We start from the raw sequence: 24,061 nt of genomic DNA on the forward strand, positions 1-24,061 counted from the left end.
TTAGGAGCTTCCCGGGGTGTGCAGCTGTGCCGCCAGCCACGGCAATGCGTCGGAAAATGTCCGGCTGGCGAACTGCCAGGTGTGCCCGCTGATCATCTGGTGGATGGTGCAGGAGATCTGTACCTGCTGAGCCGCTGCGCACAGGTCCGCGGCGGCACCTTCTCGGTCATCATCGGTCACGTCGTCATGCCCGCCGATGCCCGTGGGCGTGTCGGCCGTGGGCCGCTTTGCGCCACTGGGTTTCTTGCTGTCCGCAGGTGGTATCGCATCCTCGAACCATCCGGTCACACCGGTGTACGGCCCGTGCTTCGCCATGACGGTGCGCGGGTCGAAGGCGTCCCATCGGGCGGCGTCGCCGCCGTATAGCCGCTCAATGGTCTGCTGTTTGGTTCCGGCGGTGGGTCCGTGGTCGCCGGCGATGTCGACGAAGGTGGAGAACAAATCCGGGTGCATGACTGTCAGGTCGATAGCGCAGGTACCGCCCATCGACCAGCCGACCACGGCCCAGTTGGCGGGATCGGGCGATCCGTCGAACTCCGAAACCACATAGGGGCGAACATCTTCGGTGAGATGGTCGGCGGCGTTGCCGCGTGGCCCGTTGACGCATTCGGTGTCGTTGTTGAAACTTCCCGCGACGTCCACGAAGACGAATATCGGCGCCTGTCCGCCGTGTGTCTTGGCGTATTCGTCGATCATCTGGGTGGCGTTGCCCGTGCGAATCCAGTCGGCGGGAGTGTTGAACTCGCCGGCGATCATCATCACCACCGGCAGCCTCGGCGGGGTATCGCCGGCGAACCAGGCCGGCGGGAGATAGACGTACTCGCCCCGGTGTTTGAATCCGCTGGCATCTGCGGGGATGTCCACTTGTACGAGCTTGCCGGTGTTGGGCTTCGAGTTACGCAGACCCGCAAGGTCACTCATATCGACCTCGTTGGGAAGCGGTCCCGCGGACACCGCACCCCAGGCCGCCTGCACAGTGGGGTAGTAGCCCACCCAGGTGTTGAGTGCGACGAGTGCGGCGAGCAGCGTCACCGGAATGGCCACCACCGATACGCCACGGCGCCACCATTGCGCACTGGGGAAGCCGATCACGGCGATCGCGACCGAGGTGACGAAAACACCGATCCAAATCCATAGTCTGAAAGGCGCCGGATCGGACGCCAACCCTTCGGAGTTCATGTAAATCCATGCCGCCAAGGCGCCCAACGCTCCGACCGCTACGCTCACGGGCACCCACAGGAGGCGCCACCGGCGGGTGCGCCATCCGATGACCACCACCAACGCCACGACCGCCAGTACCTGAACGACGATCGGAAACCAGCCGCCGAGCGCGGAAATCCCATGGTTGTACTGGTGGAAGTCATTGGCGGGCAACTGTGGGATAGGGGTCGGCGCCGGAGCGGGCGTCGGCGTAGTCGGTGGCACGCTGACATTGTGATGAGGTTTCCTGGGAGGAAGCTGGACATGACCCAGGGTTATCTGTCGGACGAGACGATTGCGGCGCTGTCGGCAGCCGAGCGCAGGGACCTCATTCAGCGACTGGAACGCCCGCTCAGCGAGGTGGCACCGCCGAACCTGGCCAGGTTTCGTGCACTGCGACTCGGATTGATGATCGGCGGCGCGCTCGCGCTGATTCCCTGGATCACCTACCTTGCGTTCACGCTGCCGGAAAACTATGTGGCGCAGCGATGGACGGCGACATGGGTGGGTTTCGACATCCTGCTGGTGACGTTCATGCTGGCCACTGCGGTGCTTGGCCTGCTGCGCCGTCAGCTACTTGTGCTGACGGCCTTCACCACCGGTGTGCTCTTGATCTGTGACGCCTGGTTCGACGTGATGACGGCCGGACCGAGCGAGGTGCGGTGGGCGATCCTGACAGCGGTGCTGGCTGAGTTACCGGTGGCCGTGGTGATGATCCGGGGCGCGTTGCTCATCACGCGATTGACGATGACGCGCCTGATGGTCATCGATCCAGGAGTGCCGCTCTGGCGGGTGCCACTGCTGCCCTAGCCGCTCACCAGCAGTGCGCGAACCCATCGCAGTACTGCGGGAACCGGTCCACGGGTACGTCGAGCGGCTTGACGAACTGCAGGCTGAAGGGCTTCTTGGTCATCCCGGGCTGGCCACCGCACACGGCGCTGTGGATGCTGGTGTGCACTCCGGTCAGGGTTTCGTCGTTGAAGACGTACTTCTCCTGAGTGGGTGCGAAGGTTCCATCGGGGCAGGTCATGCCTTGCGGCCGGGCGTGCAGGAATGTCCATTGGTCATCGACCAGCTTGGCCGGGATGGAGTAGTTCTGGAGTCGGTCGTTGTGTTTGAGGATGTCGGGTGTCGCGCTGGTGACGGTGAGGGTGCAGCCGTCGGCCTGGATGGTGGGGTCGGTGTAGTCGGACTGGATGCGGGTGCCGGATGCCTGCACACACACCGCGGACATCGTCCAGGAGACCTCGCCGGCACCTTCCTCGATCATTCGGTAGGTCCCATCCGCCGGAGGCGCCACGGCCGAGGCCGGGCCGGCGAATCCGATTCCGATCGCCATGGCGACGACGGGGATCATCAGCAGGGAAGGTGTGCGCACGGGTCAAGTATCGCAATGCGATGGACCGCTCACACCGCAACCTCAGTGATTAGACGCGCCGTCCAATAGCGCCACGACCAGATCGGCCACGGCGGTCATACCCTCCTCGTTGGGGTGAAGCGGTGCCGGACGCCCTGGCCACGGGAATCCGGGGCGGTTCGTCCAGGGCCGCGATGACCATGCGTGATGTTCGGCGCTGGCTGCCGATGCGCGGATCATGTCGCAGCCGGCGGCGTGGGCCGCATGCGCGGTGACCGCCGCCAGTTCCGCGGCAACACGGCGCCCGTTGTCAGCCTCGGCCCGGGTGTACGGCGGCGCCGGCTCGTTTTCAGGCGGCAGCAGCGTCAGGTAGTCGATGAAGATCACGCGTGCGCGCGGTGCGCGAGTGCGTACCTGCTCACCCACCGCGCGCAGGGAATCACCCACGACCGCCAGCGCCGCGTCCTGCTTACTGGTGTCGAGCAAGCCGGCCAACCCGCTTCCGATGACCGGCAGGGCACGCAGGATGCGCGGTAGGCGCGCGGCGATCAGAAACGGCACGTAACCGACGTCGTTGCCGCCGATCGTGATCGTCACCAACTCCTCGGTGCCATCGAGTACCCCGATCTGAGGTGCGGCGGCGTGCTGTGCGTCGGTCAGGATATGCGCCGTGGTCGCCCCCGAGTAGGTGACGTCGACCAGCTGATATCCCTTGCGTTCAGCGATTTGGTGCGGATAGTTGCGTGCAGAACGCCCGGCAAGCCGGGGCGAGCCCGGTACACGCGGCGGGATACCCGGCCCCGACGCCATAGAACTGCCCAATGCCACATAACGTCCCGCCATGGACCAAGCCTATCGGCGAGCCAGCCTGGTGAACCTGCGCAGCGACGAACTCACCCCACGTGGCCTCGGATCGTCCAAACGCAAGATCGGCCAACCCCGCTCGGCCGCCACGGTGGCGAGCCGGCCACGCGGGTTGACCGGGCAGGGCTCGCCGACGAGAGACATCAGATCGATGTCTTCCTCTCCGTCGGCATAGAAGTAACTCCGTTGCAAGTCAACATCATTGGACTCGCAGAAGCGCGCGACCGCGGTTGCCTTGTTGCGGCCCCACACGATGGGCTTGCGGATATCGCCGGTGAGCAGTCCGGTGTCGTCGAGGTCGAAGTGGTTGCACAGCACATGGGCTATTCCGAGGTGGCGCGCCACTGGTTCGGCATGAATGGTCAGCGCCGAGGAACTCAGCACCACGGTGTGGCCCTGCTCCTGATGTGCTCGCACGCGCTCAGACATCTGTGGATAGATCATCGAGGCATTGTGCTGGTGGAAGATTCGTTCGCCGACGGCTTCGAGCTCGGCCAGCGAGTCGCCGCGCAGGTATCCGGCGGCGCGCACCACCAAACGCTCGAATTCCATGCGGCCCAGCTTGTACCGGAAGGTGGCCTCCAGAACTCCGAGGACCTCACCGACACTCGCTTGACCACGGCGCATCCGATCACGGGCGTGAGCCGTCGGGGTGAATCCGGCCACCAGGGTGCCGTCCAGGTCGAAGAAGGCTCCCACCTGCGGCCCAGCGGGGCGCAACGCTATATCGGCGACCGGGTCGGGTGCCGAACTCACCGTCATGTGGGCCAATCTACCGTTGTGCGGCACGTGTACCCGCCGTAGGCGACAAGATGGGGTATCCACCCGATCGTGACCGACAGGAGCAGTGTTGGACCCCCAACCGCATCGCACGCAAACTCCTGCGCTGGTCACCAGGCGTGCGGTGCTGTCCGCGGGGGCGATCGTGGCGCTCGGCGCCGCGTCTATCGCCGGATGCTCACCGGCACACCCCAAGGATCGACTCACGGCTTCTGGATGGGAAGACCTGCGCCGCAGCATGTCCGGAACGCTCACGGTGCGTGGCGAGAACGGGTTTCATGCGGCAGCGCGGACGTTCAATCCTCTTTTCGACACGAATCATCCAGCTGCGGTTGCCTTCTGTGCCTCCGAGCAGGATGTGGCGTGCTGCGTGGAGTTCACATCGGGTGCTGGGATCCCGATCGCGGCACGCAGCGGTGGTCACAGCTTTGCCGGCTATTGCGTTCCGAATGACGGACTGGTGGTCGATCTCGGGCGTATGGCAACGGTCTCGATGACCGGGACGCGGGCAAAGATCGGGTCGGGGGCACGTCTGATAGATGTCTATGCGGCTGTCTCCGGGGCCGGCCGGATGCTTGCCGGCGGTTCCTGTCCCACCGTGGGCATCGCGGGATTGACCCTCGGCGGCGGGGTAGGGGTTCTCACTCGTAGGTTCGGGCTGACCTGCGACCAACTGGCATCCGCCAGGGTGGTTACCGCGGATGGTGCGATTCGAGACCTGTCGTCGGAATCCGAGTCCGACCTGTTCTGGGCCATTCGCGGGAGTGGCGGCGGAAACTTCTGCATTGCAACGGAGTTCACCTTTGACACCGCCGAAGCTAGCGAGCTTATGGTGTTCGCGCTCGATTACGCGCCGGGGGAGCTGGCTACGATCATGCGCCGGTGGCTGGCGTTCATGGACGATGCGCCGGACGAATTGTGGACGACGCTGCACGCCGTGGGCGGCGCTACTCCGCATGGCCGGATCGTGGGCTGCATCGCCAAAACGGACGATCCACGGGCACTCGTAGACGGTCTCCGCGCCGCGATCGGCATCAATCCATCCGATCGATTCGTCGCCGACATGGCCTATATCGACGCCATGAAGTTCATGGGTGGGTGCTCAACACTGACTGTGGCCCAGTGTCATCCGTCGTGGGGTGGAGTAGGTACCGGTCAACTGCAACGCGAGGCGTTTGTGGCATCCTCCCGGATGATCCCGCACGCTGCGGTCGACACCGCCGCAATAGAGATGATCCTCGTGGGCACGCCGGGGCTGACGTTCATTCTGGATAGCCTGGGCGGTGCAGTCCGCCGAATTCCCGGTGCCGCCACCGCCTTCCCGCATCGAATGGCCCTCGCCTCCCTCCAGATCTATCATGGGGTCGGCGCCGATCCGTCGGCTGCGTATCGCCGCGTGGACGAGGCGCGGGACCGGCTCGGCGAGATCTGCGGTACCGCCGCGTACGTGAACTACATCGATCCGCGTTTACCCGATTGGGCCGCAGCGTATTACGGAGATAATCTGCCGAGGCTGCGACAGATCGCCGCGACCTACGATCCCGACGGGATCTTCGGGTTTACCCAGGCGGTACGCCCTTAGTCGCGCTGTAGGCTCTGCCGGGCCTGTGCGATGAATTCTCCCCACCGGCCCGGCGTGAGCTCATACACGGCGGTGTCCCCGCCGTACGCGCTGGAGATGACGACATTCGGGACGGTGTCTGCCAGCAGGTCCAGGCTCGCCGATAGCTCGTCGGCACTCCCGCGACCGGGGACTAGGAAGGTGGACCACGATCCGGCCTCGGTCGGGAACATGGTGTCCCCGGTGAAGAGGTATTTCTCACCATCGGCACCGGTTACCAGATAGCTTGTACTGCCGGCGGAATGACCCGGTGTCGGTATCACTTCGACGCCATTTTCGTCCACGTGACGCTGCGTTGTCGGGACATCGATGTCGGTGTGTGTGCTGATCTCACCTTCTTCACGGGCGGATGCGTGCAGTTTCGATCCGAATCGCTGCTTCACGACTGCGAGCATGGGTCCTGCCTCGTCCTGATGGGAAAGGTACTGATGGGCGACTCCGCCCAATTCGGCAATTGCCTCGAAGTCGGCCTCGGTGGCGGGGCTGTAGAACAACACGTTTCCTTCGGGGCGGACCCACAGGTAGGCGTGAGTGGTCAGCCCGGGGAAGGGGTTGTCCGTTCGTGTCTCCCACAGGTCTGATCGAATCTGGCGCACATTCGATGTCTTCGTTGTCATCACCCCAGTGTTCAGTCTCAAGTGAACTTGAGGTCAAGGGGTAATACGGCGCTGCGTCAGCCTGGGCTACGCGCCCGATTCGGCGAGCGCGCCTAGCCTGTCCACCGACGCTTGTAGCCGTTCGGGCGTGGTGAGACGAGCCCGGGGCAGTCTGTTCTCATCGGTGAGATTCGTCCAGTCATACGTGTGCGTCACCCGAGTGCGGCTGCCATCGCCGACCGGCTCCAGTTCCCATCGCCAGAGATGGCCCGGTGGCTGCTTGCCCACTTCTGACGGTAGCCATGCGATCCGGCGCGCCTCGTCGAACTCCACGATGCGGTTTTCCCGGACGTGGGTATTGGTCAGTGTCATCACGAACACGTCACCCACGGCATGAACCCGTTGGCCCGGGGCCGCCTCGGCGAGGTTTTCGTTGCCGTCCCATTCTCGCTGCCGCGCCGGGTCAGCGATGAGTTCGAAGAGCACCGCCGCCGGCGCATCTATTACGCGGCTCGCCGAGACCACTCGGACATCCTCAGTCATACAGCCCATCCAACCAGAATCTTGCCGCCTAGCCGATCAACTCACGAGTGATTTTGCGCGCCAGCGTTATCGGTGCAACTGATTTCTCGATCTTCGAGGCGGTCAATGCACCGTCGTAGAGCAGTTGAACCTGCCGGGTGAGATTGTCGGGGCGCGATATCCCTGCCTCGCGGCCGAAATGTTAGGCGTGCGATCGGGTTTGGGCTATCAGATTCTCAACGCCCGCGACCAGCTGGCCTACGATCAGGTGACGGCGGTGATTCTCGTGATCGGTGTGCTCGGATACGTCCTTGATGTGGCCGCAAGGCGACTACTCGGCCGCATCACGCCAAGGAGCAAGTAGAAGCGCGCACGCCTTCCGCATATTCCGTTCGGCCTGATCCGGCGTCGTTTCCCCCATCACTGCCCAACACAGAACACCGAACGCCATCTGTTCCACAAGCAACGCTAGTTGAGCGTCCTCGGCCGTTGGGGCACTCTTTCCGGCCACCGCCAAGATGCTTCGGCGCACTTGAAAGTCCCTTGCAAACTCAGACTCTGCGCGTAGGACGTTGACCGAGACGATCATCGCTTTGGCAAGCAGCGGTACAGCCAGGGTGCTGCGTACCATCTGCACCATCAACTCAGTTGCGTCTGTTATCGGGCAACCAGATGGCTTTGCCGGCAAACTGGGGTGCTGGCTATATCGAAACAGCAAGGCCGCGAATAGATGATGTTTGGTGGGATAGTAGCGATACAGCGTCGCGGTGGACACCTCCGACCGGTCCGCGACCTCCTGCATGCGCACCGCTTCCAGGCCCTGCCTGGCTCCGAGCTTGGCTGCCACAGAGAGAATTCGATCACAGCGAGCCTTTTGCGCGGGGGTCGAAGGACTTGCCGGCTCGCGCCCCCGCGATGCACTTGGCATTGCGACCTCCGATTTCAATGGCTGTGCGGCGCGGTTCCTTCAATTAGCTTCTGCATCATTCGATGAGAGGCCAGAATAGCTTGTGCTCGATCAGCCATAGGCTGGAGCACTGGGTTGTTCTCGTTGCCCGAGGCGACATGTATGGGGCCCTGCGGCAAGCTAGTAAGCCCCTGTGCAGCAACGTCCTTCGCCGTCGATATGTGCATTCCCGGAACTTCAAGGTTCAAGCCGATACGCCTCATCGCCGGGGTATCTGTCACACCTAACACGAGTTCGAGAACGTGCACGTTGTATTCCCGTAGTTCCAACCACAATCCCTCCGCGAATATGCGCGCGAATGCCTTCACGCCACCGTATACCGTGTGTCGGGCTGCCCCAAGGTATCCACTCAGCGAGCCGACCAACACCACACCACCGCGTCGACGTTCACGCATCGGGCCGCACAGACGGTGGATGAGGGCAAGCGGTGCAGTGACATTGAGATCAATCACCCGGCGGAACTCGGCCAAGTCTCCGTCGATGAACTCAGCGCTGTGCGTATTCGCACCGGCGTTGTAGACCAGCAAGCCGATCTCGATGTCAACCGTGGCCGAAGATATCTCCGAAACGCAATCCGCATGAGTCAAGTCGAGGCTCAGCACCCTCACCTGCACGCCATAATCACCGCATTCTGAAGCGATACCTTCCAATGTTTCTCGAGTTCTCGCCACGAGAACGAGATTCATGCCCGCCTCTGCCAGCATCAGCGCGAATTCGGCGCCTATCCCTTCTGACGCGCCTGCGACTACTGCCCACGGACCATACTGCCGCAACCATTCCGGGCCGAACGCACTGGACAACATCCACCTCCAAAACTAAAATATATTTTAGTTTTGAGGATACCGTACAACCCAAAGGAGGTCGATATGCCGCGTAAACCCGCATCACCGGCATGTATGGGCGCGCTGCCATGCTGATCGGAATAGCGACGCCCGTCGTGGTCCAGGTGCCAGGGGTTGCCGCGGAGTGGGAATCCTCCGGCACGGCCACCGACATCGCCAATATCTCCAGCTGGGCTGATCACCTCGGATTCGACTACCTCACCTGTTCCGAACACATCGCCGTGCCAATTGAGGCCGCCACTACGCGAGGATCGGTCTACTGGGACCCGCTCGCTACCTTGTCCTACCTGGCCGCATTCACGTCAAGAATTCGGTTGGCCACATCAGTTGTCGTGCTGGGGTATCACCACCCCCTCGCAATCGCCAAGCGGTACGGAACGCTGGACCGAATCAGCTCGGGCCGACTAATCCTGGGTGTCGGCGTGGGCTCGCTACGTGAGGAGTTTGATCTACTCAACGCCTCATGGGATGACCGCGGACAGCGCGCCGATGATGCCATTCGTGCCTTGCGATCTTCGCTATCGACTACCACCCCGACCTACCGTGGTAAGTACTACCAGTACACGTCCCTGGACATTCGTCCCTGTGCGGTTCAGCGGCATGTGCCCGTATGGGTCGGCGGACGGACAGTTCGCTCCTTGCACCGAGCCGTCGAATTGGCAGACGGGTGGATGCCTTTCGCCGTGTCACTCACTCAAGCGGCGAAGATGCTCAGCTCTGTCGATATTCCGGATGATTTTGAAGTCGCGCTGGGCACGTCACCGCTAGACCCCTGTGAACAAACCGAAGAGGCCTTGCATCAGATTGCGTCCCTGCGCGAGGCCGGTGCAACTGCTGTCACTTGCTCACTCTCGTCGCGCTCCGCGAGTCATTTCCGTGAACAGCTCTCGGCCCTCAGTGAGCTCGTCCACCCGCTGCAAAGAAGGAAACATGACAACATCCGACCTCGCCAAGCTTGAATCGATGATTCGACGAATAGAAGATGAACGTGCCATCGAACGAATTGTCGCGTCATATGGTCCGCTTGTGGACGCGGGTGAAGCGACCGCGACAGCTGAGTTGTGGTCTCCCGACGGACGTTACGACGTAGAAGACTGGACCATGTCGGGTCGATCCGATATCGAGGCGATGGTCAATTCGCAAGAGCACCAAGGGCTGATTGCTCGCGGATGCACTCATCTGCTGGGGCCAGCGGTCGTTACCGTGCGAGGCGACGACGCTGTTGCCGTGTGCGAATCAGTCTTACTTGTCAAACACGGAGTGACCTATTACGTCGCGCGAGCGGGCGTTAACCATTTCGCACTGCAGCGAAGCGCCAGAGGCTGGGAAATCGTACAGCGCACGACACGCAGGCTAGACGGAACCTCGTTCCCTCGGGCATTGCTCTCCAGGGGAGTCGAAGGCCTTCCGGTGCAACAATCAGAACAGGATCCCCCATGACAATGTCTTGCCAGCAAGGTCATTCATGGCGGCTCCTGGAACGGAAGGTGGTAATTGTCACGGGTGCCGCGCGCGGCATATCACCCGCCTTGCTTCAGCGAGGCGCGTCAGTGCTGGTGGCGATGCGCTGCCCCGGACGACTACCGGAGGTTCGTCAACAGCATGACTCCGCCGCCTACACACGCTGAACGTTGATAGCGGCGAAGGCGTCACAGTGACGCGATTTCAACCACGCATGAGCAGCGAACGGCCCGCGCACCACATGCAGCCGCGAGTAGGCTTACCGGCCATACATAACCCACGTTCCGAGGTAATTCGAATGAGCAAGCTTATGCGCTTGACGATCGTTACCGCGGTGGCGACGCTGATACCCCTTGCCTGCACCGTCGCGCCGATCGTCTCGGCAGATCCCATCGTGCCCAACTGTCCGGACGGATGGTGGGACCCGGTGGCCAACACCTGCCGTCCGGCAATAGCCACAACCCCGTTGAGCTGTGACAACGGTTGGTGGTGGGACCCGGTGGGCAACGTGTGCCGCCCACCGGTCATTCCTCCTCAGTAAGAACGCGTCACGCGGCCAGGGCAGCGGTGGTCGCGGCGAACATTGTCGTCTTGATGGCACCCAGCGTCCCGCTGTTCTTGCCCTCCAGGGGTTTCATCAGATCGACTGCGACGCTGAGTACTTGGTCCTCGGATACGGCCCGGTCGGCAAGACCCGCGGCCACGGCCGCTTCTCCGCCGTACCGGTGCCCGGTCGTCATCGCGGTCACCGCTGTCTGCGGGGTCACCTTGGCCTGAATGAGGCTCGCCATACCGGGGGTGAACGGGATGTTGATATCGACCTCGGGGAAGCACAGATATCCACGGTCGGATCGCATCACTCGATAGTCGTGGGCCACGGCGAGCATTGCTCCTGCTCCAAACGCGTGACCGTTGACCGCCGCGACGGTCGGCAGCGGGAGGGTGAGGACTCGACTGAACAACGCGTGGACACGACCGACGTACCAGTCGGCCTGATCTCCGTGGGACATCAGCCAATCCAGGTCAAGCCCGTTCGAATAGAACTTTCCGGTCCCCACGGTGATCAACGGCTTGGCGTGCTCCAGCGCGTCATCGAGGAGTCCGTTGACGGTATCGAGCCAATCCGGGGAGAACCGGTTTTCGTCCGGGCCGAGGTTCAGAACCGCAATGGTGTCCTGAAGTTCCAGGGTGGGACTCATCGTGCTTTTCCTTTCGTTTTGGCGCCCTTAGCTTTTGGGTGCACCGGTGGTGGATCGAGGGTAAGAATGGCGCGCACTGCGGCCTCGAGCCGTGCGCGTGCGGCAGCGTCGGGCTTCTGGCGCCCTCGCAGTAGGAGACCGGTCGGCAGTCCCACGACGCAGTCCTCGATGACTTGAACCGCACGGCCGTCCTCCCGATCCCATAAGGCGCGCGACAATCGGATGAACAACGCGACCAGTGTGGAGTCCACGCGTGTCATCGTGTCGGCGACATCCGCAGGTATGCCGGAGCCCAGTAGATCCTCGCGCCGCACCCCAAGCACGAGCCGCGAGGACGCAGGGAAGCGTTCGGCGAAGGCGGCAGGGGTGTCGGCCGCCGCGACGACCGCATTCACGGCGGCGATGTGCATCGGCTCACCCGCCGTCAGCGCGTGATCGACGGCGTGCCGCTGCATATCGAGGAATCTCTCCGCGGCACGCAGCCAGGCCCGCCCGACCATCGCGCCGCGTGATCCGAAGGCGTGGTAGATCGCGCCATTGGAGGTGCCGGTAGCCAGCGAAACCGCCCGGACCGTGACGGCCGCTGGTCCGTCGTCGACCGCGATTCGCTCGGTCGCATCGAGCAGATCGTCGATGGAGTGGACACGTGGTCGAGGCACACGCCAGACCGTAACAGAGCAACTGCTCTATTACGTAATCGCCCGGTGTCGTGGATTCTGAATTACTACTACCGCTAGTAGTAATTACGTACTACTCTCCGTAGTAGGCACAAAGTCTCTTCCCAAGGGAGCAGCTATGGGTCAAGCAACGGAGCTTGCCAATGCGATCGACTCGCGCTATCACGCGTCATCGGGCCTGCGAAGGCAGATGAACAAGGTCTTCCCGACGCACTGGTCATTCCTGCTGGGGGAGATCGCGCTGTACAGCTTTGTGGTGCTCCTGATTTCGGGCATCTATCTGGCGCTGTTCTTCGACCCATCGATGGCCGAGGTCACCTACAACGGCGTCTACCAGCCGCTGCGCGGTATGCAGATGTCCAAGGCCTACGAAAGCTCGTTGAATCTGAGCTTCGAGGTTCGCGGCGGCCTGTTCGTGCGCCAGGTCCATCATTGGGCGGCGCTGATGTTCGCGGCCTCGATCGTCGTACACCTGGCCCGCATCTTTTTCACCGGGGCATTTCGCCGCCCGCGGGAGGCCAACTGGGTCATCGGATCACTACTGCTGATCCTGGCCATGGCAGAGGGGTTCGCGGGCTATTCGCTGCCCGATGATCTGTTGTCCGGCACCGGACTTCGTGTGGTCACGCAGGGCATGATGTCGCTGCCGATCGTCGGTACCTGGATGCATTGGGCGTTGTTCGGCGGCGACTTCCCCGGAAACATCGTGCTGCCAAGACTTTACGTTCTGCATGTGCTACTCGTTCCCGCCATCATGATCGCGCTCATCGGCGTGCACCTGGCACTTGTGTGGTATCAGAAGCACACGCAATTTCCCGGCCCACGGCGCACCGAGACCGATGTTGTTGGGGTAAGGATTGTTCCGGTGTTCGCCCTGAAATCTGGCGCATTCTTCGCCATCGTCACGGCAGTTCTCGCTCTCATGGGCGGGCTACTGCAGATCAACCCAGTGTGGCTGCTGGGCCCCTACAAGCCATCGCAGGTAGCGGCCGGATCACCGCCCGACATCTACCTGATGTGGACGGACGGCCTGCTGCGGCTCGTCCCGGATTGGGAGCTGTACATCTTCGGCCACACCGTTCCCGCCGTGCTGTGGGGAGTGCTGGGCATCATGCTCGCGTTCGTGGTGATCGTGGCCTGGCCATTCATCGAGAGACGCTTGACCGGCGACGATGCGCATCACAACCTGCTGCAGCGTCCGCGTGACGCTCCGGTCCGCACCGCCATCGGAGCAGCTGGCTTTTCGCTCTACATCTTGCTCACCCTGTCGTGCATCAACGACATCATCGCGTTGAAGTTCCATATCTCGCTGAACGCGACGACGTGGATCGGCCGTATCGGCATGGTCATCTTGCCGATCGTGGTGTACTACCTGGCCTACCGCTGGGCCATCGGCCTGCAACGCAGCGACCGCGCAGTACTCGAACACGGCATCGAGACCGGCATCATCAAGCGACTGCCGCACGGTGAATACATCGAGCTGCACCAGCCACTGGCCGGTGTCGACGAGCATGGTCACGCCATCCCGCTGGAATACCAGGGCGCCGCAGTGCCACAGCGCATGAACAAGCTCGGATCGGTCGGCACACCCGGCACCGGCTCGTTCCTGTTCGCCGACCCCGCTGACGAACAAGCCGCACTGGTGCAAGCCGAACACGCATCGGCGCGCACCGAATTAGCGGTGCTCCGCGGAAGATCGCGGTAACCGATCCGCCGACCGCAGTTCCGGCAGCGGCGTGCAGTACCGTCGAAACATGTCGCAGCGTTTGCGTGTGGTGGGTGCCGCGGTCCTCGCGCTGGCACTCATCGGTTGTAGCGAGCCTTCGCCGGCTCGTGCCACCATCGCCGAGTGCCACTTATCCGAACTGCCGTCGGAGGCTTCCGGAACGGTGGACCTGATCCATGCCGGCGGGCCGTTCCCGTATCCGCGTAACGACGGTGTCGTGTTCCAGAACCGCGAGCGGGTCCTGCCCTCGGAGCCCCGCGGGTACTACCACGAGTACACGGTCCGAACTCCGGGGAGTAAGACGCGTGGCACTCGGCGCATCATCACCGGTGGTAATCCACCGAACGATCCTCCACACGTCTATTACACGGGCGATCACTACCAGTCATTCTGTGAGGTTGAAGGCGCATGAAGACCTATGTCGTCGAAGGCTCCCACGTCCGCACCCGGGCGGACTTCTTCACCGAACTCGGGCGCGCGGTGAACGGGCCGGGCGGCTACTTCGGCAGCAATCTCGATGCTCTCGTCGATTGCCTCCGGGGCGGCTTCGGCACCCCTGACGACGAGCCGTTCCGGTTCGTTCTGCAGGACGCGACACGCATCAAGTCCGCGGTGGGGAAGAAGGATTGGGATGCCATCGAGGAGATCTTCGAGGAAGCCGGAGTGCCGCTGACCGTGCGAACGAAAGACGCCGACTAGTCCTGGCGATAACGCGATGGCCGGCCCCCGAAGGAGCCGGCCATCCACGTGTGGCGGGTATCAGCGGACGTCGAAGCGGTCCGCGTTCGACACCTTGACCCATGCCGCGACGAAGTCCTTGACGAACTTCTCCTTGGCATCGTCCTGTGCGTAAACCTCTGCGAGAGCTCGCAGTTCGGAGTTCGCGCCGAACACCAGATCAACCCGGCTGGCGGTCCACTTCACCGCACCGGTACTGCGATCGGTACCCACATACGTGCCGTCGTCGGCCGAGGACGGCGTCCACTCGGTGCCCATATCGACCAGGTTGACAAAGAAGTCATTGGTCAACGTCCCGGGCTTGTCGGTGAGCACACCGAGCTCGGAACCTTGGTAGTTCGCACCCAGCACGCGCAAGCCACCCACCAGGACTGCCAGTTCCGGCGGAGATAGCGCCAGCAGGTTGGCTTTGTCGATCAGCTTGTACTCCGCCGGTATCTGGGCACCCTTGCCCAGGTAGTTGCGGAACCCATCGGCAGCCGGCTCCAGATAGGAGAACGAATCGACGTCGGTCTGTTCCTGCGTCGCATCGCCGCGGCCGGGCGTGAATGGCACCGTGATGTTGAATCCGGCGTCCTTGGCCGCCTTCTCGACGGCGGCAGCTCCACCGAGTACGACAAGGTCGGCGAACGAGACCTTCTTGGCGCCGGCGTTGAACGACTCCTGGATGCCTTCCAGCGTGCGGATCACCTGGGCGAGCTCGTCGGGCTCGTTGGACTCCCAGCCGGCCTGCGGCTGCAACCGGATACGTCCACCATTGGCGCCACCGCGCTTATCACTGTTGCGATACGACGCCGCGGCCTTCCATGCGGTCGACACCAGCTGCGGCACGGTAAGGCCTGAGGCGAGAAGCTGCGCCTTCAGCTCGGCGACGTCAGCGTCCCCGATATTGGTATCCGAGGCGGGAATGACGTCCTGCCACAGCAGGGTTTGTTTCGGCACCAGCGGACCGAGGTAGCGGGACAGCGGCCCGAGATCGCGATGGATCAGCTTGTACCAGGCCTTTGCGTACGCATCGGCCAGTTCCTCGGGGTGATCGAGCCAGCGCCTGGTGATCGCCTCGTAGATCGGATCGAAGCGCATCGAAAGGTCGGTCGTGAGCATCGATGGATGCGTCTTACCCGCGCCCTGCGCCATGGGTACCGAGTTGGCCCAGCCGCCGTCCTTGGGCTTCCACTGATGCGCACCGGCCGGGCTCTTGGTCAGCTCCCAGTCATTGCCGTAGAGAATCTCCAGGAAGCTGTTGTCCCACTTGGTGGGGGTATGGGTCCAGATGACCTCCAGCCCGCTACCGATCGCGTCATTTCCCTTTCCGGAGCCGAACGCGCTCTTCCAGCCGATGCCCATCTGCTCAAGCGGTGCATCTTCGGGATCGGGACCGACCAGCCCGGCGTCGCCGGCACCGTGCGTCTTGCCGAAGGTGTGGCCGCCCACAATGAGCGCGGCCGTCTCCTCGTCGTTCATCGCCATCCGGCCGAACGTCTCACGGATATCGATCGCCGCGGCCAGCGGATCCGGATTACCGTTGGGGCCTTCGGGATTGACGTAGATCAGACCCATCTGCACGGCGGCAAGTGGGTTCTCCAGGTCACGGTCTCCGGTGTAGCGCTCATCGCCGAGCCAGGTGTGCTCGGGGCCCCAGTAGACGTCCTGCTCGGGCTCCCAGCGGTCCTCGCGCCCAAAGGCGAAGCCAAAGGTCTTGAACCCCATGGTGTCCATCGCGTGATTGCCCGCGAAGACGATGAGGTCTGCCCACGAGAGCTTGTTCCCGTACTTCTTCTTCACGGGCCACAGCAGCCGGCGGGCACGGTCAAGTAGTACGTTGTCGGGCCAGCTGTTCAGCGGGGCGAACCGCTGCATGCCGGCACCGGCGCCGCCACGGCCGTCGCCCACGCGGTAGGTGCCCGCGGCGTGCCATGCCATGCGGATGAACATCGGGCCGTAGTTGCCGAAGTCGGCAGGCCACCAGTCCTGCGAATCGGTCAGGACCGTCTCGACATCCTTTTTCAGCTCGTCCACATCGATTGTCTGTACGGCTTTGGCGTAATCGAAACTCTCGCCAAGGGGGTTCGCGGCGGGCGGATTCTTCTTGAGAATGCCCAGGTTGAGCTGGGTCGGCCACCATTCGCGGTTGGCGTTACCACCCTCGACGGGGTAGTTCAGGCGACCACCGGCAACGGGGCAACCGTTCGAGGGCTGATTGTTCGCCTCAGCGATGGGCGGGTGTTCTTCAGGCACAGCGATCCTTTCGGGAGGGGGGTGATATGGGCTGTGATCACGTGTGTGATCCCGAAATTTGGGTGGACGCAGCGTGTGCTGCACAGTCGGGGCATAGGCCCCAATAGATGACCTCGGCCTCCTCCAGGACGAATCCGTTGTAGTCGGACGGGGTAAGACAGGGCGCGGCGCCGATCGCGCAATCGATGTCCGCGATGACACCGCACGAGCGGCATACGGCGTGGTGGTGGTTGTCGCCAACCCGTGATTCGTACCGTGCGACGGAGCCGGAGGGCTGAATCTTGCGCAGCAGGCCGGCCGACGTCAGCGCCGCCAAGACGTCGTAAACGGCCTGCCGGGACACCTCGGGCAGGCCCGCCCGCACCGCACCGAAAACGGTCTCGGTATCGGCGTGCGGGTTCGCTTCGACGGCCTCGAGCACGGCCACTCGGGGCCGGGTCACACGCAGATCGGCGGTCCGCAGCAGCGCCGCGTACTCGTCCGGTGTGAAGGCCACAACGGCAGTATGCCTGAATTATCTGGAATGAGTCCAAGAAATCCGGAAAAGAGTTGGAAAGAGTTCAGAACCCGTTCAACCAGCGCAAAGGCGTCATCAATGATGGCCAAACGTCGTCAATAGTGTTGACACTGAGCACTTTTGCACGCGGAGGTGGGTGAACTACCGCGCCGACATCGTCTCGATCACTCCGCCGAGCAGCCTGCGCAGCTGGGCACGATCCTTGTCCGTCATGTTGGCCAGAATCTCGTCGTCATCCTCGCGCAGCGTGGCGTCGGCACGCTCGAAGAGCTTTCGTCCCTTGGCGGTCAACTCGGTGGTCAGCACCCTCGCGTCTGCCTGCCGTCGCGAACGATGCACCAAACCTGCCTCCTCCAGCGACCGCTGGACCAGGCTTACCGCCTGGGGGGTGATTCGAAGCTCTGCGGCGATCTCAACATTGGATATCCCCGGCTGTGCGGAAAGCACGGCCAGGCACTCCATCTGCGGAACAGTCACGCCGAAGTCGCGCACGATCACCGAAGCGCGTGACCACAGCACCCGGTAGATCTGAGACACCAGAATGCCCATCGGAGATTCCTCGTATGTGCTCATACCGCGCTAACAGTAGCGGACCTCGCCAATGTTCCACCGCCCGAAGCGCTGTGGAGAGGCGGCGTGTCGTCCGGTACATTCGCACCAATTCTTCAGTGCATCAAGCACATTGATCAATGCTCTTGATGAGCATTAAATCTGTCGGGTGCCTATGACGCGGGGGCGCCGGGTGCACGTACCACCATGGGCACGGCGGGGAAGTAGGCGGCCATCACCGATCGGGACTTTCGCAAAGCCGCGGTGCCGTAACCCTTCTTGCGGTGGTCGGGATGGACCCAGATCCGCACGTTCACCTCACCGTCGACCAGCTCACCAAAGACGATGCCCACCTTGCTGGGCCCTTCGACGGCGACGAACCAGGCCGCCTCTTCATCATCGATGCGCGCGAGAGCCGCCCGCAATTCGTCTTCGACACCCCCGGCGGGGGCGCCGGACCCGTCGCCGGCCTGGCCGATCTCTTCCGTACGTACGGCGAAGATGTCGGCATCGGCATTCCCGGAGAACGGGCGCAGCTCAAGGCTGTCTCCCGAGCTCGCGGGGCGCTCCATGAGTGTGAAGGTGAGCTGGCTGTTGAGATCCTCGAGCTCGGCCGCGTTCTTGCGGCGCTCATCCTTGGTCAGATGATCGAATGACATCCCCATGACTGCCTCACCGCCCAGATGCGAGGTTCCCAATAGTGCGGCTATCGCGTCGATCGCGCTCTTCCGGTCATCGGCTTCCACAATCAGGTCAAGCACTTCGTGACGCCGTTCGAACGCGCTGGTGAGTGCGTCGGCGATTTCGCGGCGGGCGGCAAGGCGGTCGTGGTCGGTCATGGCGCCAGCCTACGACCGGCGGGCCAACCGCGCTCAAGAAACGTTGAGCGCAACGGTTGACATATCGCCGCACAGCTTCCCCGTGTCACCGTTCGGTCACAGTACGACAACTCATTGGCTATGTCGCAGAACCTAATTGGGATCTACACGGCGTCAACGGTAGAAAGGATCTTGGTGGTCATCGCCGGCCGGAAGGAACCACCCGGTAGCCAGAGTTCACGGCCGGAGAGAAGCGACAATCGAATGAAACGCACCTATGCAGTCCTACTCGGCATCGCCCTGTTGTTCGCCACGCCGGGGCTGGCCGCCGCTGACGTCCACAGAAGCCCCGCCGACGCGCAGAAGGCCATTAACGCGGTGATCGCGAGGGGTCTGGCTCAGCGCGGCGTGCCGTTCACGTATGGGGGCGGTAACGCCGACGGACCGACCACGAGCACCGACACCGCGCCGGCCGCACCCGAGGCGGCGACGAGCCTGTTGGGATTGATCCCGGCCCCAGTGGCTACGCCCGCCCCGAAGGTTCCGGGATTCGACGCCTCCGGGCTCATGGTCTACTCCTATGCCGCCGCCGGCATCAAACTGCCCCGCCGGTCCGGCGACCAGTACGACTACAAAGGTGGCCGGAAAGTTCTTCCAGCACAGGCACTCCCGGGAGATCTCATCTTTTATGGCCCCAACGGGAGCCAGAGCGTGACGATGTTCTTGGGGAACAACCTCATGCTCGAGGCGTCCGAACCCGCGGTGCAGGTATCGCCGGTGCGCTTCAATGACATGGCCCCCTACCTTGTTCGCGTGATCGAGTAGTGACCAGCGCGACTTCCTGCGCGATCAACGCTCCCGCAGGAAGTCGTCAATCCGTTCCAGCACAGCAGGCCAACCCACCAGACACAGCTGCCTGAACCGCATCTGGTCGTGGTCATTCGGGTTGAATCCGGTCGCCTCGACAGATAGCCGGGTTCCGTCTGCATTCGGGTTCAGGGTCCAGCGTGAGTCGATGGTGATCGATCCGTCGCGGGTGGTCATCCGGTAGGCCAACAGCTCGTCGTCGACAACCTCGGTGAATCGGCCGTCGATCTCTCCGACGAATCCGCTTCCCACGAACGGGAAGACGCTAAACGAGAACGCGAGTCCCGTCTCGTATTTGGTCGGCCCGAAATCTTTGACCCACTGCCCGAACAACTGCGGTGACACAAGAATCGACCACACCTGGTGGGCCGGATACGAGTAGTGGTATTCGAAATTGACCGTAGTGAGGTCCCCGACCTGCTCAGCCACCAACGACACCTTTCGTGCGCACTGCCCCTGGATGTACCGGACGCAAGTAACCTAAACCCAATGCCTCGCCCGCGCGTGATCTTGATCGGGCTGATGGCATCATCGGCGTGTGAGCGCGTTTGAGGTGTCGGCTTTTGGGCCCTTCTTCGCCGTCGAGACCCATGACACCGGTGACGCGCCGATCCCGCCGTGGCGGCCTGTGGCGGAGTTGACCGACGGATCACACGCATTGGCGGGTCGGATTGAGCGCGTCCGAAGCAATCTCGCCGCACGGATAGCGGTGAGCCCCGCCGACATCGATCCGCGGGTAGCAGGCTCGGTGGCTCATCTTGGTTTGGTCGCCCGCATCCTGGCGCCAACGGTCGCCGCAGCGGCATGCGACGAACCGCGGATCTCGCAGCAGCCACACGAGTTGTGGTGGCAGGACGAGCTCGGCGGTCCGTTTCCGCTTTCCGTGGTCATGCGGATGGGGGAGGACTCCGCCATCACCGGGTCGGTAGTGGAATCGATCACCGAGGGCGTCATGGAACACGCGGGGGTAAGCGACCGCGTCCTCTGGGGAAACGTCGGATCGGCCGTGAACAGCGCCGCGCGCCTCATCGCCTCGTCGCGACCCGAACTGACCGACGCCGCCCGCGAAGTTGCCGACTCCTACCTTCGCGACCGGCGCATCGACGACGGCACCCAGCGTGCAGGACCTGATTTCCGGCGGCGCAGCTGCTGTCTGATCTATCAGCTCACCGACGACCGTTCCGCGGTATGCGGCGACTGCGTACTCGGCTAACCCACCCAGAACCGGCTAGGCCAGCTGATAGGCCTCCAGCGGGAATGACTCCTGCTCCTTGTACGCGCTGGCCGTGGATGTCGGGCGCAGCAGTGCGGCCTCACCGTGCTGGTTGAAGTAGTAGCTTCGTGCCGTCTGGCAGCTGCCGAGATAGAACACCGAATTGTCCAGGTTGCCCACCATGCGGTTCAGGAACTCGGTGTTGGCCTCGTCGGTGACCTCGAAGGTTTCGGTGCCAGTGCGAGCCATCTCGCCAAAGAGCCGCTTGATATGCCGCATCTGGGACTCGATGGTGTCGAAGTAGGACAACCCGCTGTAGGAGTAGGGCCCGTTGAGTGTCAGCAGATTCGGGAACTTGGGCACCGCGATACCTTCGAACGCCTGGAAGCGATTGTCCCGCCAGAATTTTCCGAGGTTGTAGTCCTCACGACCGACTACCTCGAACGCGGGGAAGGCCGATTCCCACAGATTGAAACCGGTGGCCAGGACCAAGGTGTCGATGACCGTCTTGCGACCGTCTGCGGTGACGATGCCATCGGGCTCGATCCGCTCGATCGATGCCGTCTCAAGGCTGACGTTCTTCTTGCTGAAGGCCCGGAAGTACGTGTTCGAGAATGTCGGCCGCTTGCAACCGAAGTCGTAGTCGGGTGTCAGCTTGCGGCGCAGCTCGCGATCGCGCACCTGCGCGAACAAATGCGCCTTGGCCAGCATCGCGGCCCCGTTGTTGGCCTGCCGGAACTGACGGAAATGCAGTACTCCGCCCACCATGATCACTTCAAGGATCGCCGAACCCACTGTGCGAGCGATCTTTTGGGTACGTGGCACCTTCGCGAAAAGCTTCTTGATCACACCGGGGACCTTCGCGTCGGCCTTGGGTACGACCCAGATCGGGGTGCGCTGGTACACGGTCAGGTGCTGCGCGTCCTTGGCCAGCTCAGGGATGAGCTGAACGGCGGTGGCGCCGGTGCCGATCAGGCCGATCTTGTGGCCCGCGGCCCGATAACTGTTATCCCACTTGGTGGTGTGGATGACCTTGCCGGCGAAGGACTCGATACCCGCAATATCGGGCATCTTGGGCTGAGACAGGTATCCGGTGGCCGTCAGAAGATATTTACCGGTGAGGGTCTCACCGGACTCGGTGGCCACAACCCAGTGTTGGCCCTCCTCGTCCCAGCGTGCACCCGATACCGGGGTGTTGAACCGCATGTACTTGCGCAGGTCGTGCTTCTCGGCCACGTGGGCGGCGTACTGCTTGAGTTCGGAACCCGGCGCGAACAACCGCGACCAGTAGGGATTGGGCTCGAAGGAGTACGAATAGGTCGCCGAAGGGATGTCGACAGCCAGGCCGGGGTAATGGTTGACGTGCCAGGTACCGCCCAAATCGTCCTCGCGATCCAGGATCGCAAGGTTGGTCAGGCCCAGCTCCTTGAGCTGGATCGCCGCGCCCATCCCGCCGAAACCGGCCCCGACGATGACGGCGTCAAACTGCGTTGTCATGTCCCAATGCTAGCCGCGACCTCCGAGAAATGGTCCGCCTGTCTAGATGTGCCCCACACCACATGAAACGATGTGTGCAGAATGACACAATGTGTCATATGGTGGATTCAACCCGAGAGGAGCACCGTCACATGATCACCGAATGCACAGTTCACAGTGCCAAAGCGCTCGTCAGGGCGGTGTCCTCGGCCGGGTTCGTCGCCGTGGCGGCGAGCACGGCGGTATTCCTTACGCAATCCCCGCTGGCCGCCGCGGGCCCGGCCGCCGTCGGGGGCGCCCAGGGGGTCATCGACATGCTCACCTCGGAGGGGTACCGCGTCATCGTCACCAAGACGGGCGGGCGAGGCATCGAGGACTGCACGGTTCGCTCGATCCTGACCCAAACCCCGGTGCAGCACCAGCACACGAGCGATATCAGGCCGGCGCCCGCCCGCGATGGGGAAGCCCCTGACTACAAGACCGCCTATGTCACCCTGAACTGCGCGTAGGCGAAGGACGCTCGTGACTCAGCCGAGAAAGACGGGAATTCTGTTCCCGTCGGCTCCCAAGGCTGCGGTTTGTGCGGCGGTTGGGGAGCGGCGCCCCGTTCCGATCACCAGGGCGTCGGTATCCGTCAGTGTCGCGGGGATCTTGTATCCGGCGATCTGCTCCACCATCTGACGCGTACGCGAAAGCCCGGCGGCGGGTGGGGCTGCCGCGTCGGGCAGATACGCGACAAGGTCGAGATGATGCAATGTCCATTCCAGGACGTAGGCATCCAGATAATCGCCCACGGTGAGGACCTGTCCCTTGGTGGCGACGCACTGGTCGCGATGGGCGAGGAGCGCGGCGCGCCCGGCCGCGGCGCCCAGGTCATCCAGGTGAAAGGTGAGCAGGGCCGGCTCCTGGTAGGCGGCGGCCAATCTGACGATCAGCGCATCGAGGGCGTCGTCACCGGCAGGGGGCGCACCGAGGACTTCCCAGTAGGTCAGCGCATCGCGCGTCGGTGGTTCCTCGCTGGGGGTTGCCAGGGTTATCAGCACGTCCTGGGCATCGATGATCAGATGGCACACCAGATCGCGCACGAGCCAGCCCGCGCAGCCGGACGGCTGGGTAAATGCCTGGTCCGGCAGATCGGCGACAGCGGCACGCAGAGCTGCCCAGGTGTGGGTGAAGAGGTCCACCGCCGGAAAGTAGAAGTACGACAAGTGGTACGGAACTCCCGCGCCACCGCATCCGACCTCTAGTCTCACAGATGTTCGAATTTGGGAGGCATTGAGTGAGGACGCAGCGCCACGACGACGTTGGACTTGAGGACACGCTGCGCGCGATCGAGCGCGGCGTGCTTGAGGACGTCTGGATGAGCAGGCCGCGACGCTGGACCGCGCTGGTGGCGGCCATCGTCCTGGGCGTGGCCGCGGCGAGTCGCTGGTCAAACCTCGGCGCCCAGGCCAGCCCATCGCTGCATGTCGATGCCGTGGTGCCGGGGACGTCCATCATGTTTCTGGTGGCATGCCTTGTTTCGCTCGTAGCTCTGCGCCGGAGGCACTTCCGGTGGTGCTGCGCGGCGGCGTATACCGCCGCGCTGAGCGCGGTGACAAGTCTGGCCGCGCTGTGGTGGCATCAGACGGCGGACGGCTCCGATCCGTTGATGTGGACGCTGCTGGCTGCGCTCGCCTCCACCACGCTGACGGTCACCTGGCTCGCGACAATCCTTACCCCGCTAGAGGATTCACAGCCCGATATGCGGGCCGGGAGCCACTAGCCGTACGGCTGAAATCCCGCCGAGCACAAAGGTTCCCACCGGCGATCCGGTCATGCACCGTGGCGTCA

Annotated in this window: 30 protein-coding genes and 1 pseudogene; 13 read left to right on the forward strand and 18 right to left on the reverse strand. The window is 63.1% G+C overall.

The features are described from left to right. A complete protein-coding gene (locus tag AOT87_RS09060) occupies positions 1-1,425 on the reverse strand; it encodes an alpha/beta hydrolase-fold protein (protein WP_057968287.1) in 1,425 nt (474 codons plus the stop codon). A gap of 39 nt (positions 1,426-1,464) precedes the next feature. On the opposite strand from AOT87_RS09060, the gene AOT87_RS09065 reads away from it, so the two are divergent. After that, positions 1,465-2,010, forward strand: coding sequence for a hypothetical protein (locus tag AOT87_RS09065; protein ID WP_057968288.1), 546 nt, complete (start codon positions 1,465-1,467; stop codon positions 2,008-2,010). Between the two features lie 4 nt (positions 2,011-2,014). Here AOT87_RS09065 and AOT87_RS09070 read toward each other — a convergent pair whose 3' ends face one another. Genes AOT87_RS09070 through AOT87_RS09080 form a run of 3 tightly spaced genes read right to left on the reverse strand, consistent with a single transcriptional unit; the run spans position 2,015 to position 4,183 of the window. Continuing rightward, entirely contained in the window at positions 2,015-2,578 is a 564-nt protein-coding gene (locus AOT87_RS09070; protein WP_057968289.1) for a hypothetical protein, read from the reverse strand. A 42-nt stretch (positions 2,579-2,620) separates the two neighbouring features. Continuing rightward, the gene (locus tag AOT87_RS09075) at positions 2,621-3,400 is read right to left on the reverse strand and encodes an SGNH/GDSL hydrolase family protein (protein ID WP_057968290.1); all 780 of its coding nucleotides are present in this window, start codon (positions 3,398-3,400) and stop codon (positions 2,621-2,623) included. A 9-nt stretch (positions 3,401-3,409) separates the two neighbouring features. Continuing rightward, positions 3,410-4,183, reverse strand: a complete 774-nt coding sequence (locus AOT87_RS09080; protein WP_057968291.1) for an HAD-IB family hydrolase — start codon at positions 4,181-4,183, stop codon at positions 3,410-3,412. 85 nt (positions 4,184-4,268) lie between these two features. On the opposite strand from AOT87_RS09080, the gene AOT87_RS09085 reads away from it, so the two are divergent. Next, a complete protein-coding gene (locus AOT87_RS09085; protein ID WP_234796458.1) occupies positions 4,269-5,783 on the forward strand; it encodes an FAD-binding oxidoreductase in 1,515 nt (504 codons plus the stop codon). On the opposite strand, the gene AOT87_RS09090 is transcribed toward AOT87_RS09085, so the two are convergent. From AOT87_RS09090 to AOT87_RS27700, 3 genes and pseudogenes are all read right to left on the reverse strand, one after another. Next, entirely contained in the window at positions 5,780-6,439 is a 660-nt protein-coding gene (locus AOT87_RS09090; protein ID WP_057968292.1) for an MBL fold metallo-hydrolase, read from the reverse strand. The two genes, AOT87_RS09085 and AOT87_RS09090, sit on opposite strands and share 4 nt — an antisense overlap. A gap of 66 nt (positions 6,440-6,505) precedes the next feature. Then, positions 6,506-6,961: an SRPBCC family protein gene (locus AOT87_RS09095; RefSeq protein ID WP_057968293.1), complete on the reverse strand. Its 456-nt coding sequence runs from the start codon at positions 6,959-6,961 to the stop codon at positions 6,506-6,508. 28 nt (positions 6,962-6,989) lie between these two features. Further along, positions 6,990-7,133: pseudogene (locus AOT87_RS27700) on the reverse strand (TetR/AcrR family transcriptional regulator); the annotation flags it as partial. Positions 7,134-7,148: 15 nt separating this feature from the next. Here AOT87_RS27700 and AOT87_RS27705 point away from each other — a divergent pair. Further along, positions 7,149-7,304: a hypothetical protein gene (locus tag AOT87_RS27705; protein WP_234795862.1), complete on the forward strand. Its 156-nt coding sequence runs from the start codon at positions 7,149-7,151 to the stop codon at positions 7,302-7,304. Here the strand turns inward: AOT87_RS27705 and AOT87_RS09100 are convergent. Both AOT87_RS09100 and AOT87_RS09105 read right to left on the reverse strand, forming a co-directional pair. Continuing rightward, complete coding sequence (locus tag AOT87_RS09100) at positions 7,272-7,787, reverse strand: TetR family transcriptional regulator (RefSeq protein WP_234795863.1); 516 nt, start codon at positions 7,785-7,787, stop codon at positions 7,272-7,274. The genes AOT87_RS27705 and AOT87_RS09100 overlap by 33 nt on opposite strands. Positions 7,788-7,882: 95 nt before the next feature. After that, the gene (locus AOT87_RS09105) at positions 7,883-8,710 is read right to left on the reverse strand and encodes an SDR family NAD(P)-dependent oxidoreductase (protein WP_057969735.1); all 828 of its coding nucleotides are present in this window, start codon (positions 8,708-8,710) and stop codon (positions 7,883-7,885) included. A 107-nt stretch (positions 8,711-8,817) separates the two neighbouring features. Here AOT87_RS09105 and AOT87_RS09110 point away from each other — a divergent pair, with 107 nt between their 5' ends. The 3 genes from AOT87_RS09110 to AOT87_RS09115 all read left to right on the forward strand — a co-directional run bounded on the left by AOT87_RS09110 (position 8,818) and on the right by AOT87_RS09115 (position 10,751). Then, positions 8,818-9,708, forward strand: coding sequence for an LLM class F420-dependent oxidoreductase (locus tag AOT87_RS09110; RefSeq protein WP_057969739.1), 891 nt, complete (start codon positions 8,818-8,820; stop codon positions 9,706-9,708). A 4-nt stretch (positions 9,709-9,712) separates the two neighbouring features. Then, positions 9,713-10,189, forward strand: coding sequence for a nuclear transport factor 2 family protein (locus AOT87_RS27710; protein WP_324612891.1), 477 nt, complete (start codon positions 9,713-9,715; stop codon positions 10,187-10,189). Between the two features lie 319 nt (positions 10,190-10,508). Then, on the forward strand, positions 10,509-10,751 hold the full coding sequence (locus AOT87_RS09115) for a hypothetical protein (RefSeq protein ID WP_057969734.1): 243 nt from the start codon (positions 10,509-10,511) through the stop codon (positions 10,749-10,751). A gap of 7 nt (positions 10,752-10,758) precedes the next feature. Here the strand turns inward: AOT87_RS09115 and AOT87_RS09120 are convergent, their stop codons facing one another. Both AOT87_RS09120 and AOT87_RS09125 read right to left on the reverse strand, forming a co-directional pair. Next, a complete protein-coding gene (locus tag AOT87_RS09120) occupies positions 10,759-11,409 on the reverse strand; it encodes an enoyl-CoA hydratase/isomerase family protein (protein WP_057967774.1) in 651 nt (216 codons plus the stop codon). Next, entirely contained in the window at positions 11,406-12,068 is a 663-nt protein-coding gene (locus tag AOT87_RS09125; RefSeq protein WP_057967773.1) for a helix-turn-helix domain-containing protein, read from the reverse strand. Before AOT87_RS09125 ends, AOT87_RS09120 begins: the two co-directional genes overlap by 4 nt. Positions 12,069-12,204: 136 nt before the next feature. Here AOT87_RS09125 and AOT87_RS09130 point away from each other — a divergent pair, with 136 nt between their 5' ends. From AOT87_RS09130 to AOT87_RS09140, 3 genes are read left to right on the forward strand one after another with little or no spacing between them, the layout of a single operon-like run. Then, positions 12,205-13,791, forward strand: a complete 1,587-nt coding sequence (locus AOT87_RS09130) for a cytochrome bc complex cytochrome b subunit (protein WP_057967772.1) — start codon at positions 12,205-12,207, stop codon at positions 13,789-13,791. A gap of 49 nt (positions 13,792-13,840) precedes the next feature. Continuing rightward, complete coding sequence (locus tag AOT87_RS09135; RefSeq protein ID WP_057967771.1) at positions 13,841-14,224, forward strand: ribonuclease domain-containing protein; 384 nt, start codon at positions 13,841-13,843, stop codon at positions 14,222-14,224. After that, the gene (locus AOT87_RS09140) at positions 14,221-14,511 is read left to right on the forward strand and encodes a barstar family protein (protein ID WP_057967770.1); all 291 of its coding nucleotides are present in this window, start codon (positions 14,221-14,223) and stop codon (positions 14,509-14,511) included. Before AOT87_RS09135 ends, AOT87_RS09140 begins: the two co-directional genes overlap by 4 nt. Positions 14,512-14,571: 60 nt before the next feature. On the opposite strand, the gene katG is transcribed toward AOT87_RS09140, so the two are convergent. From katG to AOT87_RS09160, 4 genes are all read right to left on the reverse strand, one after another. Further along, a complete protein-coding gene (gene katG / locus AOT87_RS09145; protein WP_057967769.1) occupies positions 14,572-16,788 on the reverse strand; it encodes a catalase/peroxidase HPI in 2,217 nt (738 codons plus the stop codon). A 37-nt stretch (positions 16,789-16,825) separates the two neighbouring features. After that, positions 16,826-17,284 carry a Fur family transcriptional regulator gene (locus AOT87_RS09150; RefSeq protein ID WP_030097899.1) on the reverse strand — a complete coding sequence of 153 codons (459 nt, stop codon included), beginning with the start codon at positions 17,282-17,284 and terminating at the stop codon, positions 16,826-16,828. Positions 17,285-17,446: 162 nt separating this feature from the next. Beyond that, on the reverse strand, positions 17,447-17,854 hold the full coding sequence (locus AOT87_RS09155) for a MarR family transcriptional regulator (protein ID WP_030097898.1): 408 nt from the start codon (positions 17,852-17,854) through the stop codon (positions 17,447-17,449). A 173-nt stretch (positions 17,855-18,027) separates the two neighbouring features. Beyond that, on the reverse strand, positions 18,028-18,693 hold the full coding sequence (locus AOT87_RS09160) for a GNAT family N-acetyltransferase (RefSeq protein ID WP_057967768.1): 666 nt from the start codon (positions 18,691-18,693) through the stop codon (positions 18,028-18,030). A gap of 243 nt (positions 18,694-18,936) precedes the next feature. On the opposite strand from AOT87_RS09160, the gene ripD reads away from it, so the two are divergent. After that, a complete protein-coding gene (ripD, locus tag AOT87_RS09165) occupies positions 18,937-19,497 on the forward strand; it encodes an NlpC/P60 family peptidoglycan-binding protein RipD (RefSeq protein WP_057967767.1) in 561 nt (186 codons plus the stop codon). A gap of 24 nt (positions 19,498-19,521) precedes the next feature. Here ripD and AOT87_RS09170 read toward each other — a convergent pair whose 3' ends face one another. Then, the gene (locus AOT87_RS09170; RefSeq protein ID WP_057967785.1) at positions 19,522-19,968 is read right to left on the reverse strand and encodes an SRPBCC domain-containing protein; all 447 of its coding nucleotides are present in this window, start codon (positions 19,966-19,968) and stop codon (positions 19,522-19,524) included. A 109-nt stretch (positions 19,969-20,077) separates the two neighbouring features. Between AOT87_RS09170 and AOT87_RS09175 the strand changes: the two genes are divergently transcribed. Further along, entirely contained in the window at positions 20,078-20,752 is a 675-nt protein-coding gene (locus tag AOT87_RS09175) for a (2Fe-2S)-binding protein (protein WP_057967766.1), read from the forward strand. Positions 20,753-20,767: 15 nt separating this feature from the next. Here the strand turns inward: AOT87_RS09175 and AOT87_RS09180 are convergent, their stop codons facing one another. Beyond that, a complete protein-coding gene (locus AOT87_RS09180; protein WP_030097893.1) occupies positions 20,768-22,249 on the reverse strand; it encodes an NAD(P)/FAD-dependent oxidoreductase in 1,482 nt (493 codons plus the stop codon). 98 nt (positions 22,250-22,347) lie between these two features. Between AOT87_RS09180 and AOT87_RS09185 the strand changes: the two genes are divergently transcribed. Then, entirely contained in the window at positions 22,348-22,737 is a 390-nt protein-coding gene (locus AOT87_RS09185; protein WP_057967765.1) for a hypothetical protein, read from the forward strand. Positions 22,738-22,755: 18 nt separating this feature from the next. Here AOT87_RS09185 and AOT87_RS09190 read toward each other — a convergent pair whose 3' ends face one another. Next, positions 22,756-23,412, reverse strand: coding sequence for a maleylpyruvate isomerase N-terminal domain-containing protein (locus tag AOT87_RS09190; protein WP_057967784.1), 657 nt, complete (start codon positions 23,410-23,412; stop codon positions 22,756-22,758). A 95-nt stretch (positions 23,413-23,507) separates the two neighbouring features. Between AOT87_RS09190 and AOT87_RS09195 the strand changes: the two genes are divergently transcribed. Further along, complete coding sequence (locus tag AOT87_RS09195; RefSeq protein WP_057966393.1) at positions 23,508-23,993, forward strand: hypothetical protein; 486 nt, start codon at positions 23,508-23,510, stop codon at positions 23,991-23,993. Positions 23,994-24,061: the final 68 nt, after the last annotated feature.

Origin of the sequence: Mycobacteroides sp. H003 (assembly GCF_001440135.1) — a bacterium.
Classification (GTDB): domain Bacteria; phylum Actinomycetota; class Actinomycetes; order Mycobacteriales; family Mycobacteriaceae; genus Mycobacterium; species Mycobacterium gwanakae.